Origin of the sequence: Shewanella fodinae (genome assembly GCF_014651955.1) — a bacterium.
Lineage (GTDB): Bacteria > Pseudomonadota > Gammaproteobacteria > Enterobacterales > Shewanellaceae > Shewanella > Shewanella fodinae.
On sequence record NZ_BMXW01000008.1, the window covers coordinates 35642 to 47923 of the forward strand.

10 protein-coding genes and 1 pseudogene are annotated in these 12282 nt (G+C 49.3%); 5 read left to right on the plus strand and 6 right to left on the minus strand.

Annotated elements, in window-relative coordinates:
• Nucleotide 1 precedes the first annotated feature (1 nt).
• Both folK and IE064_RS09025 read left to right on the plus strand, forming a co-directional pair.
• Nucleotides 2-564 (plus strand): annotated as a pseudogene (folK, locus tag IE064_RS09020) (2-amino-4-hydroxy-6-hydroxymethyldihydropteridine diphosphokinase).
• The gene (locus tag IE064_RS09025) at nucleotides 519-1325 is read left to right on the plus strand and encodes an undecaprenyl-diphosphate phosphatase (protein ID WP_189617544.1); all 807 of its coding nucleotides are present in this window, start codon (nucleotides 519-521) and stop codon (nucleotides 1323-1325) included. Before folK ends, IE064_RS09025 begins: the two are co-directional and overlap by 46 nt.
• Before the next feature lie 113 nt (nucleotides 1326-1438).
• On the opposite strand, the gene IE064_RS09030 is transcribed toward IE064_RS09025, so the two are convergent.
• Together IE064_RS09030 and IE064_RS09035 are read right to left on the minus strand one after the other, a co-directional pair.
• Nucleotides 1439-1705 (minus strand): Lpp/OprI family alanine-zipper lipoprotein, encoded by a 267-nt coding sequence (locus tag IE064_RS09030; RefSeq protein ID WP_133038007.1) that lies wholly within the window; start codon nucleotides 1703-1705, stop codon nucleotides 1439-1441.
• A gap of 182 nt (nucleotides 1706-1887) precedes the next feature.
• Nucleotides 1888-3132, minus strand: a complete 1245-nt coding sequence (locus IE064_RS09035) for a multifunctional CCA addition/repair protein (RefSeq protein ID WP_189617638.1) — start codon at nucleotides 3130-3132, stop codon at nucleotides 1888-1890.
• 162 nt (nucleotides 3133-3294) lie between these two features.
• Between IE064_RS09035 and IE064_RS09040 the strand changes: the two genes are divergently transcribed.
• Nucleotides 3295-4902, plus strand: coding sequence for an ExeA family protein (locus tag IE064_RS09040; protein ID WP_189617545.1), 1608 nt, complete (start codon nucleotides 3295-3297; stop codon nucleotides 4900-4902).
• Nucleotides 4902-5849: a general secretion pathway protein GspB gene (locus IE064_RS09045; RefSeq protein ID WP_189617546.1), complete on the plus strand. Its 948-nt coding sequence runs from the start codon at nucleotides 4902-4904 to the stop codon at nucleotides 5847-5849. Before IE064_RS09040 ends, IE064_RS09045 begins: the two co-directional genes overlap by 1 nt.
• A 71-nt stretch (nucleotides 5850-5920) precedes the next feature.
• Here IE064_RS09045 and nhaD read toward each other — a convergent pair whose 3' ends face one another.
• The 4 genes from nhaD to IE064_RS09065 all read right to left on the minus strand — a co-directional run bounded on the left by nhaD (nucleotide 5921) and on the right by IE064_RS09065 (nucleotide 10315).
• Entirely contained in the window at nucleotides 5921-7168 is a 1248-nt protein-coding gene (nhaD, locus tag IE064_RS09050) for a sodium:proton antiporter NhaD (protein ID WP_189617547.1), read from the minus strand.
• A 299-nt stretch (nucleotides 7169-7467) separates the two neighbouring features.
• Nucleotides 7468-7902: an IS200/IS605 family transposase gene (gene tnpA, locus IE064_RS09055; RefSeq protein ID WP_189617548.1), complete on the minus strand. Its 435-nt coding sequence runs from the start codon at nucleotides 7900-7902 to the stop codon at nucleotides 7468-7470.
• Nucleotides 7903-7984: 82 nt separating this feature from the next.
• A complete protein-coding gene (hemL, locus tag IE064_RS09060; RefSeq protein ID WP_189617549.1) occupies nucleotides 7985-9268 on the minus strand; it encodes a glutamate-1-semialdehyde 2,1-aminomutase in 1284 nt (427 codons plus the stop codon).
• A 27-nt stretch (nucleotides 9269-9295) separates the two neighbouring features.
• Nucleotides 9296-10315 (minus strand): aspartate carbamoyltransferase, encoded by a 1020-nt coding sequence (locus tag IE064_RS09065; RefSeq protein WP_189617550.1) that lies wholly within the window; start codon nucleotides 10313-10315, stop codon nucleotides 9296-9298.
• Nucleotides 10316-10735: 420 nt separating this feature from the next.
• Here IE064_RS09065 and clcA point away from each other — a divergent pair, with 420 nt between their 5' ends.
• Nucleotides 10736-12229 carry a H(+)/Cl(-) exchange transporter ClcA gene (gene clcA / locus IE064_RS09070; RefSeq protein WP_133038013.1) on the plus strand — a complete coding sequence of 498 codons (1494 nt, stop codon included), beginning with the start codon at nucleotides 10736-10738 and terminating at the stop codon, nucleotides 12227-12229.
• Nucleotides 12230-12282 lie beyond the last annotated feature (53 nt).

Below are 12282 nucleotides of genomic sequence, written 5' to 3' on the forward strand. Positions count from 1 at the left end.
TGTGAGTTCTCGAGTCTTTATCAGTCTGGGCAGTAATATTGAACCTGAGCGTTACTTGCGGGCTGGTCTGCAGGAGTTGCAGACAATTTTCGGCGAGCTTGCCTGTTCACCTATCTATGAAAGCAAGTCGGTAGGCTTTAACGGCAGTAACTTCCTTAATATGGTGGTATCCGTGCCAACGGTGATGTCGGTTGCTGACGTTGTGGCCTGCTTTAAAGCGATTGAATTGCGCCATGGTCGGTTGCCCGGCGCCAAGAAGTTTGCGCCTCGTACGCTGGATCTAGATTTGTTGCTGTATGACGATCTGATATGTCAGAACCCAGTGGTACTACCGCGGGCGGAGATCCTCACTAATGCATTTGTTTTATGGCCGTTGGCGGAACTTGCGCCGACTTTGGTGCATCCAATTGCCGGTAAGTCCTACGCGCAACTGTGGGATGAATATGATAAGTCGCGCCAGAAACTCTGGCCAGTAGCTGTGGATTTTGGCCCGTTGGCCTGATATTTCAAGGAGTTGTATGGATATTATACAGGTGGTCATTCTCGCACTTATTCAAGGATTGACCGAATTTCTGCCGATTTCCAGTTCCGCCCATCTGATTTTGCCGTCACAGTTGCTGGGATGGCCGGACCAGGGGCTGTCGTTTGATGTGGCAGTCAATACTGGTTCGTTATTGGCTGTGGTGATCTATTTCCGCCATGAGCTATACAACATGGCAAAGGCCTGGTTGGCAAGTATTGTAAAACGCCAGTCAAGCAATGAAAGCCAGCTTGCGTGGTGGATTATTTTGGCAACAATTCCCGCCGTGTTTTTTGGGTTTATGGCAAAGGGGTTTGTGGAAACTCATTTGCGCAGTGCCAGTGTGATTGCATTTACGACTATCGTATTTGGCTTGTTGTTATGGTGGGCAGATAAACACTCCCGATTGGCGCTCACAGAATATCAGTCCGGCTGGCGTAAGTCGCTAATCATCGGTTTTGCGCAAGCGCTGGCGCTTATCCCGGGAACGTCTCGTTCAGGCATCACCATGACCGCCGCATTAATGCTGGGATTAACTCGCGAAGCTGCTGCGCGTTTCTCATTTCTGATGTCGGTACCTGTGAGTTTGGGAGCGGCAATTCTGGTGGTGAAAGATTTGGCCGAGAGTCCGGAGCCGCTTGATATGCAGGCATTACTTTTAGGAACGTCTATTTCTTTTGTTGCGGCTTATGCTTGTATCCACTACTTCCTCAAAATTATCAGCAGAATGGGCATGACACCGTTTGTTATCTATCGGTTATTGCTGGGCGTGGGGCTGTGTGTTTTTATTGCACTGCACAGCTAATAGGTGGTGGGTATCGGCAGGATATGAACGTTTTGGCAGATTTATAGGTAACAGCAAAAAAATCGGCAACACTAAAGTGTTGCCGATTTCTATGGTGGGAAATGCCACCATTATTATTTTTTGTAGCGAGTAGCTACATTGTCCAGACGGTCGTTAGCGCGTTTGGCTTCTGCCTGAGCGTCCATAGCAGCTGCTTTGGCATCTTTCACGTCAGCAGACAGTTTGCTCTGGTCAGCTTTCATTGCACTTACTTCGGCAGACAGCTGGTCAACTTTGTTACCCAAGTTGGCAACGCTTTCTTCCAAAGCAGTGGTGTTTGCACAGCCACCTAACAGAGCAGTCATTGCTACGCCAGCAATCATCAGTACTTTTTTGTTCATGAAGAAATCCCTTTTGAAGGTTTGGTTTTTAGTCGTTCGGCTGATGTTCAACCGATTCGTGCTTATTATCTCATAGCCAATTTAATTTGCTATGGGTATTAACAAAAACTCCTTTTTACCTTATCCAATATGATCAGAAATGCAAGTTTCAAGGCCTAATTCTGGGTTTCTATATGAAATATCTAACAAGTTGTGTCATTTTTTACGTAGTTTTGCTTAACAAGTCTGATTTTTTCCAGACGCTGCAGATTGAGCTGCTGGCGAATGGCGTGCCCTTGATAGCCAGCTTCAATAATCGGTTGCACATTCACTGTGGTCGCAGCGGCAAACAGCTGTTGCAACAGCTGAGCTTGAGGGTAGCTTTTGTGCTCTAAACCCAAGCGGCCGGTGGCATCCGCCTCACATATTAACGCTAGCTGTTTTAACCGCGTTGGTTTGCGCCAGAAATCCGCTTTGTCGAACAGCTTCAGTACGGTTTCCGGGCGCAACTCATCCAATATATGGATGTTCTGGTGCTGGTCGCTGGCCAGCAATGCGAGATCCCGATAGTCGGAAGGTACGCGCAGACGCTCACATAACTGGCGGATAGGAACGAGGCCGCGTTGACCATGACCATGATGTTTTGGCAACAGTTCTTTTGGTGTCAGCGCTTTGCCCAGATCATGTATTAACGTTGCAAAACGTACTTGGGGATCTGTGGTCAGTTGGGCTGCTTGCTTGAGCGCCATCAAGGTGTGGATCCCTGAGTCGATTTCCGGGTGCCACTTGGCTGGTTGTGGCACGCCAAATAGCGCATCAAGTTCTGGCATTAGGGGTTGCAATGCATTGCAACTGCGCAGCACTTCAAAAAAGATCTGTGGGGCATCACATTGCAATACTTTTTCCAGTTCTTGCCATACTCTCTCGGCCGTCAAGGCCTGCAACTCGCCACTGGCAGCAATCTGTTGCATCAATGTGAGGGTTTCAGCGGCGACGGTGAAACCTTGCGCTGCGAAACGTGCCGCAAAGCGCGCTACTCGCAGTACTCGCAACGGATCTTCCACAAATGCAGGAGACACGTGCCGTAGTAGGCGTTGTTGCAAGTCTTGCTGACCGTTAAACGGGTCATACAGTTTGCCATCTGCATCTAATGCCATGGCGTTGATGGTGAGATCTCGCCGCAATAAGTCTTGTTCCAGTGTGACATCTGGGCTGGCATAGCAACTGAATCCGCCGTAGCCGCGACCAATCTTGCGTTCTGTGCGTGCCAGTGCGTATTCCTCTTGTGTCTGAGGATGTAGAAACACCGGAAAGTCTTTGCCCACTTGACGATAGCCCAGTGCCAGCATCTGCTGCTCTGTTGCGCCCACCACCACATGATCCCGGTCTTTGACCGTTAATCCCAGCATTTGGTCGCGCACTGCGCCACCAACCAGATATGTCTGCACTTGCCATAAATCCTTCATTAATATGTCTCCTGCAAGAATAACACGGGCAATGGTTGCTGTGGACTTCATCGAGTGATCACACAATTAGCTGCAGGAGGTTTTGACAAACACTGGCCTTGTCTTAAACTGAGCTGTCTCTTTCAACCAAGGATTGCCGAGCTCATGTACAAGGCGTTTTACGGACTGAGTGATAACCCGTTTTCCATTGCTCCCAACCCCAGTTATCTGTTTTTAAGTGATCGTCATCGGGAAGCACTGGCGCATCTGAAATATGGTCTGGGAGAAACCGGTGGCTTTGTATTGCTTACTGGTGAAGTCGGTACCGGAAAAACCACTGTGTCGCGCTGTTTGTTGCGACAACTGCCGGAAAATACCGATACCGCCTTTATTCTGAACCCATCGCTGACGGAAGCTGAACTGCTGGCGACTTTGTGTGACGAGCTAGGTATTCACTACGGCGAGGCACCAACACTTAAACAACTGACCGATCTTATCAGTCGTTATCTGCTCGATAACCATCAGGCAGGTAGAAATACCGTCATGATTATTGACGAGGCCCAGCATTTGCGGCCGGAGGTGCTGGAGCAACTGCGACTGTTGACTAATTTGGAAACCGATACCAAGAAACTGTTGCAGGTCATTCTTATCGGTCAGCCTGAATTACAACAACTGCTGAAACGTCAGGAATTGCGGCAGTTAGCGCAACGTATCACGGCGCGTTATCACTTATTACCGCTGACAGAGCAGGAAGTCGGGCTCTATGTGCAACACCGATTACAGGTTGCTGGACGGATGGAACCGCTGTTTAACAAGGGGGCTATTCGCGCACTGCACCGCTTTAGTGGCGGTATTCCCCGCATTATTAACCTGTTGTGTGAACGCGCACTGATGGCGGGGTATGGTCAGTCTCGTACCCCCATTGATCGCAAGATGGTGAACGCTGCGGCGGCTGAGGTGTTGGGCGAATTACCTCGGCAACGGCGCTGGTGGCTGCCACTGTCAGCCTTAGGCGCATTAGTGCTGGCGTTTGGTGGCGGCTATTACTGGCAGAATTATTACCACCAAGGCATAAATCTGGCGCAGGCATCGGAAAATACGGTCGCTTTGGCCCCGGCCCAACCTGCTACCCATGTAGCGGACAAACAGGTCACGCTGACCGAGCGAGTTTTGACCAGCGCTATCGATAAGAGCCGAGACATTGATACCGCCTATGCGGCATTGTTTGGCCTATGGAGTAAAGCGCCTTATGCCGGAGTTTCTGCCTGCCAATCGGCGAGCCAGTTGGGCTTGGCCTGTTTTCAGCAGCAAGGGACCCTGAGTTCATTGCAAAAATTGAATTACCCCGCGGTTGTGTATCTCACCGACGATGCAGGTAAAGCATTTTATGGCACGTTGGTTTCCAGCAATGCGCAACAATTGTTATTGCAGTTAGGCGAGCAGCAATTCTGGGTAACTGATGATTGGTTCAATCAGCACTTTAGTGGCATGTATGAATTATTGTGGCAACCAGCAGCTCAGGCGCAGCAGGCTATCACCCCTAGCTCTAGTCTCGACAAAGTACAGTGGCTGGAAAATGCCTTAGCAACCGCTAGTCAACGGTCGCCGCGCGTAATGAGCTACTTTGATACAGAGCTGGAGCAGGAGTTAAAAGACTTTCAGCGAGCTCACGGTTTGCCAGTTGAAAGTGATGCCTCATTGGCAACACTCGCTCAACTAAGTATTTACCAGCATAATCATGGTCCGGTGCTGCAAAACGGAGGAGCTCGCTGATGTCGATTCTGTTGGATGCAGTAACCCGCGCCAAGCAACAGCAACTGGATAGTAATCTCGACCCCGTGTTGACCCCTAGAATAGCCATAGAAAAAACAACATCATTACCGTGGAAACCAATAGCTGTGGTGATGATGGCTTTGCTAGCTGGTGGTGCATTGGCGTTTGCTTGGCATTGGCAGGTTAAGGCGGTAAGTGCAGTGGCTCCTGAGCCGCAAGTGCCTGCAGTGGCGAGTGTGCCGCAGGTTAAAACGAATACAGCCAACGATACAGCGGCAGATGCGGGAGTTCGGGTAGCCGGGCGCGCCGCTCTGCCTATTGCACAGCCATTACCGAGCCCTCAGTATGCTGCTCAGGTAGTGACATCTCAGCCGAATCAAGCTGTTGCGGTTGATAAAACGGTGACTCCGAGTGCGCAACCGCAAGTGGTTGAAAGTGTGGCGGCCAATGATGGTAACGATCCGATAATCCTTGGGGCGCAACCAAATCAAAGAGGGTTGCAAGCGCTGCAAGATCTGAAAAATGAAGTACAAACTGCAGCTGACGAGACCGGCATTGAAGATCAACCTCAGCCCCAATCTCAACCGGTGCAAGAAGATCAGCAAGCGTTGATTGCCAAATTTCAGGCGGCGCTAAGCGAAGTGGAACGGCGCAATGCCATTGACAAACCTATGACGCCGACCGAGGAGCAGCCTTTACCCAAACAACAGAACCTGCAATATCCCTCTTATGGCAACCTGCCCGCCAGTTTGCAGCTGCAGGTGCCAGAATTTAATATTACCGCGCATATGTATGCTACCGATCCCACAAAGCGCTGGCTGAATGTGGATGGCAAGGAGTTGCAAGAAGGCGACAAAATTAAGGGCAAACTTAAAATTATTGAGATCCGTCCACGTGATGTGGTACTGGATATTCAAGGAACACGTTTTAAAGTACCTGCGATATAGGCACTCGATTGATGACTAAGAAAAGGCGCTGTTAGGCGCCTTTTCTACTTATCGGATACAAATGTTGTTTGTCAGTTATTAAGGTAGTGCCCTAATAACAGCGTTAGGCCATACCCCGTACAGTAAGAGAGTAACAGTGCTGGCACATATTTGAGATAAGAAACAAACGTCAACTCTTTAACTTTGCTCATGGCAATAATTCCAGAAGCCGAACCAATGACTAGCAAAGAGCCGCCGACACCCACCGCGTAAGTCAGTCCTAACCAACCAGAAAGTGCTAATTGCGGATCGGCCTTAAGCAGCGCTGCGGTCAATGGCACGTTATCCAGCAATGCTGAGCCCATACCGGTCACAAAATTGGCAATATCTGGATTATGTCCGGCGTAAACCTGTGCCAGTTGATCGAGTACTCCAATCTCCTTCAGCATTCCAACCAGTAACAGAATTCCTAAGAAAAACAGCAGGGTGTCGTATTCAACCTGACGAATATATTCGAGGATGCGGATCTCTTCTGTATCGGTATGAACCGTTTTCCCCACCAAAAACATCACCGATAGTCCGGTGAGAAAGGTGAGTACGGGAGGAATACCAAACAATATATTGAGCAGCATGGTAAGGATAATGGTGCTGATGAAAATCAATGCAATGATCAGATCAACCGTTTCATATTGTTGCTGCACCGGAACCGCGCTTACTGTGCCTTTGGCACTCAGCGAGAACAGAATTGCCAGCAAAATGACCGCAACTGCTGCCGGAATCACCAGCAGTAGCAGATCTATCATGTGCACATGGCCGCCTAAGAAGATCATCAGAGTCGTCACGTCACCGGTAATCAACGAAACCCCACCGGAGTTCACGGCAAAAATAATCAATACCGCCATCCGACGCCGAAGGTGACTGTCGAGTTGGAAGGTCGTCAATAGCCCTAATGATACCAGTGTCGCCGTGACGTTATCGCAAATGGCCGACAGCCCCAGCGAAAACAGGGCAACTTGGATCATTAACATCCTGACGCTGATCTGCTGTGGGAACAGTTTGCCAACAATAATCTGGATCATTCCCTTCGCATTTAGATAGGCAACAAACGTCATGGTCGACATGAGAAATAACCATAAGGTAGCGATTTCTAGCAGATTTTCTGATAATCGCTCCTGAACCAGTTTTTGATGACCACCATCGCCAGCCGCGACGAATAAGGCAATCCACGAAATACAGCCTAGAAACAGCGTCGTTTTGGCCTTATTGATGTGAGTGATTTCTTCAAAAATAATACTAAGCAGTGCCAGCACCGCCAAGATGAGTAAAAAAGTGTGCAGCATGGGTCGTCCCTGCCAGAGTCTGCGTCAGCCATGAGTGCTGACTATCAAGCTTCAATTAAGGTTGGTGTGATAAAGCGCACAGATCTGAACATATTGTGGGTGGTGTTGCAATCCGAACGCTGCTCAGAAATGATGGGACTTTGGTCGGGTGGCATTTGCATCTAGCGCTGGTATATCCTACGCCGTTACTGTCAATCCCGCCGTTGGGAGAAGGCGCTGAGATCTTGAAGGCGTCTTAGCTGTAAAAAACCACCTTCTGAAGAAGGTGGCTTTGTGATTACCCCCTAAAAGGGGGCCTTCTATACAAGAGCAAGCTCAGCTTGCTCTTGTTTTTCGACTCTTTCTTGATGGCGGACATACCTGCGAATTATTTCTTCATTAATACCAACAGAATCTACGAAATAACCCCTTTGCCAGAAGTGATTTCCCCACATTTTGTTCTTTCGCAAATATGGAAATTTGCTGAATAGCTTCAGCGCCACCTTCCCCTTTAATGCACCCATCAAGTTTGATATCGATAGTTTCGGTGGAACTTTGACCACTAAATGCACATGATCCACTTGAACATTTAATTCCATCACTATGCAGCCTAACTGCTGACAATATATGTGAATACAACGATAGACTTCCTTGCCCACGTTATTCTTTAGTATCCGAAATCGGTACTTCGGAGTCCAAACTATGTGATATTGACATCGCCAAAATACATGCGACGCTTGTTCGTATCTACTCATGTTATTTGCCTCTTTGACTTCGCTAAAAATCGAGGAAGCATTTANGGGGCACATGGCCCCGTTGTTTTAGCTGTGAACTGAATTACTTCATTTTGGCAAATACTTTGTCGGCAGCGGCAAGCGTGGCGGCAATCTCTTGCTCGCCGTGAGCCATTGACAAGAAACCTGCTTCAAAAGCGCTTGGTGCCAGATAAACGCCTTCATCCAGCATGCCGTGATAGAACACTTTGAACTGCTCGACATTGCACTTAGTGACTTGGGCAAAGTTGGTCACTTCTGGTGCATCGGTGAAGAACAGACCAAACATGCCACCTACATAATTCACCGCCATTGCGATGCCATGTTTGGCGGCAGCGGCTTTTATGCCTTCTGCAACCCGTTTGGTTTTCTCTGCCAGTGCTTCGTAAATCCCAGGTTCACATAGTGCTTCCAATTGTGCCAAACCAGCACTCATGGCAATTGGGTTCCCCGAAAGGGTGCCTGCTTGGTATACCGGCCCAGTTGGCGCAACATATTGCATCACGTCTTTACGGCCGCCAAACGCACCGACTGGCATACCGCCACCAATCACTTTACCCAGAGTGGTGAGATCGGGTGTCACACCATAATAACCTTGGGCGCCACCTTTGGACACGCGGAAACCGGTCATCACTTCATCAATGATTAACAGCGCTTGGTAGTCATCACAAATCGCCCGCAATCCTTGCAGGAAGCCAGGCTGAGGCGGTACACAGTTCATGTTACCGGCAACGGGCTCCACGATAATACAGGCGATTTCATTTGGATATTGTTCGAACAAAGCTTTCACTGAATCGAGATTATTGTACTCAGCCGTTAGCGTATGCTTGGCAAAGTCCTCTGGGATCCCTGGAGAACTTGGCTGGCCCATGGTCAGAGCACCGGAACCGGCTTTTACCAGCAGACAATCGGCATGACCGTGGTAGCAGCCTTCAAATTTGAGAATTTTGTCGCGCTTGGTGAAGCCACGTGCCAAGCGGATAGCGCTCATGGTGGCTTCCGTACCTGAGCTCACCATACGAACTTGCTCAATGGAGGGCACCATCTCTTTAACTTTCAGCGCCATTTTTACTTCGAGGGCAGTTGGTGCGCCGAAAGACAGGCCATTAGCGACGGCATTCAATACGGCTTCACGGATTTTGGGATGATTGTGACCCAGGATCATCGGTCCCCATGAACCCACATAATCCACATAAGCCTTGCCATCGGCGTCATAGATATACGCGCCATCGGCTTTGTCTATAAACAGTGGGGTGCCGCCCACACCGTTGAAGGCGCGCACCGGTGAGTTAACACCGCCGGGAATAGTTTGCTTGGCCTGTTCAAACAGGTCTTCAGAACGGGTCATATCATTTCCTTACAGTTGATAGCCGACTTATCTGTCGGCCTTGCGTGAATACCAGTTGACCGGACACTCGTATTGTTCCAGTTGATGGGCCACACCGAGTGTCAGGGCGAACAGTGCCATACGGATCAACAAGCCATTATCCGCCTGGCGGAAAATAGCCAAGTAAGGATGGTTGTTGAGATCGTTATCCAACTCGTTGGCCTGCGCGCGGGAATCCCGTGGCAGTGGATGCATGATAACGGTATTGGACTTACAGTTTTTGGTGTAGATGGCACTGTTCAAACGGAATTTGCCACGATACTTATCCGCTTCTTCTTGGGACGGGAAGCGTTCTTCCTGGATCCGTGTCAGATACAGAATATCAGCATCATGTAAATTACCTTCCAATTGATCGGTAATTGTGACGCGATGGCCAGCATTTTCAATGTCGGCGATCACAGAGTCTGGCATCGCCAGCTCTTTTGGTGAAATCAGGGTAAAACTGATGTTTTTGTACATGCACAACAGGCGCGACAGTGAATGCACTGTACGGCCGAATTTCAGATCGCCCACCATCGCGATGTGCATACCATCAATGGTCATCCCATTGCTGTTAAGCTCTTTTTTTATGGTGAACAGATCTAACAGCGCTTGCGTTGGGTGTTCGTTGGAACCATCACCGCCGTTAATCACCGGCACTCGCGAGCCTTCGGCAAATTCTTTTACTGAAAATGATTGTGGGTGACGCATGGCGATAACATCGGAATAGCTGGACAGTACTCGGGCGGTATCATATAGCGATTCACCCTTCGACAGGGATGAGTTGGCCATGCCAACCGTTTCTGCTACTCGGCCACCTAACAGGTCGAAGGCGCAGCCAAAGCTGACGCGGGTACGAGTACTGGGCTCAAAAAACAGGTTACCTAAAATGGCACCGTCAAGCACACGAGTACGTTTTTCCCGTAATGCGTAGGGGGTCATACGCTTGGCAACATCAAAAATGGTTTGAATGGCGTCCAGATCTAACTGGTTTACAGACAGGATGTGAGATCCCTGGAATTGGTTCATCAGCCTTGTTTCCGTGTAGGGTGTGCCTTTGTGGCACAGTGGTTGTAGGGTGTTTGGCTGAGGCGAAACTATAACAGATGCCCCTAATCATTAAAATGATCTGTCTCGGAAAATTACCGAAAGTTGTCTTGGGTAACACCTAGTGAACGATGTTGAATTTCAAATTTAGCTCTTTCAGTTAAAAATGGCATATGGCAATAAAAACAAATAGCTAGCAATACCTAAACGATAGTTTGCGCTGTTTAACAGGTAATATTTTGCGGTAATCACGTCCGGTATGTTGCCTGCACCACAGAACGCTAATGCAATTGCATAAAAAAATGGAGAATTGCCAGTGTATGCCTTAGCATTAGCCAGCCGCTCATATACGGTGACGGCCTAGTTTTCGGCAAATTGACTAACAGCTAAGTACCCAAACACATGCCTAAGTTTCCAGATTTTCACTTCCACCCGGGGACCCAACTCAGACTGCGTTTAAGTTCTAACTATTTTACAACGCACCCGGATTATCTGGTGTTACTGGCGTTGTCTGCGTTAGTAGGCGCGATTGCCGGCCTGATCGTGTCAATGTTCGAAATTGCTATCCATTTCATGACAGATTACCGTATTCACTACTTCGATGAGCTGGGATTGCCTGCGTGGATAACTGCGATTTTGGTGATTATTACAGGGGCGGTAGTGGCTGCATTGGGTTTTTGGCTAACAGCCCGCATTGCACCTGAGACCGCAGGCAGTGGTATTCCACATGTTGAAGGTGCCTTGGATGGTTTACATGACATTCGCTGGTGGCGAGTGTTGCCGGTTAAATTTATTGCCGGGGTTTGTACTATCAGCTCTGGAATGGTATTGGGGCGGGAAGGGCCGTCGGTGCAGATTGGTGGTGCAGTTGGCCGCATGTGTGCCGAGGCGGCAAAGCGCTTTCAGTATGCACCGCATGTGTTAACCGCGTCTGGCGCGGCTGCCGGATTAGCGGCGGCTTTTAATGCACCATTAGCAGGCATTCTGTTTATCGTTGAGGAGATGCGGCCGCAGTTCCGCTATAACTTTACCTCGTTTAAATGTATTACGCTGGCGACACTCATGGCCACCATTGTGCTGCGCTATTTCCGCGGTCAAGAGGCGGTAATGGACATTCCCACGTTCAAAGTGCCGCCACTGGCCTCATTATGGTTGTTTGTGGTGCTAGGAATAGTTTTCGGCATTGTTGGCATCTATTTTAACCGCTGGATTTTGCGGGCAACGGCGGCCTTCAAAAAGTATCACCACAACCGTTTGCTTAAGGTGACCTTGACCGGCGCGTTGTTCGGTGGTGTGTTTGCTTTTTTCCAACTCTATGTTCCAGATATTTCCGGGGGTGGTATCGCGCTGATTACGGATTTTGTGCGTGAACCGATGGCCTGGGCGATTCTGGTGTTGTTGTTTGCGCTGCGGATGCTGGCAACTATCAGCTGCTTTGCTTCAGGCGCTCCAGGTGGCGTTTTTGCCCCTATGCTGGCGTTGGGTACTTTATTGGGGCTGGCGTATGGTATTGTTGCTGCAGGATTATTTCCTGACTTAGTCGCTGAACCTGGCATTTACGCGGTGGCAGGTATGGGCGCGCTATTTGCTGCCACGGTACGCGCTCCGGTGACAGGCATTGTACTGGTGGTAGAAATGACGGATAACTACCAGTTGATTCTGCCGTTACTGGCAACCTGTTTAGGCGCCACTTTTATTGCACAAGCACTGGGTGGCAGTCCTTTATATTCGGCCCTGTTACAACAGTCACTGGCGGCTAAGGCGGCCGAGGCCAACGCCGCTGCTACCGTCGATGCCGAGCAGAGCAATGCGGGTGAGGTACCTGCAGATGTTGCGGCTGATGCTACCGCTGCAACTGCTGGTGGCGAAGATGAAAAGCCCGCAACTTCAGCGTAATCAGCAGGACTTGATAAAGAACTGAACAAGTGCTCTCGCATGAGTTGCTAATA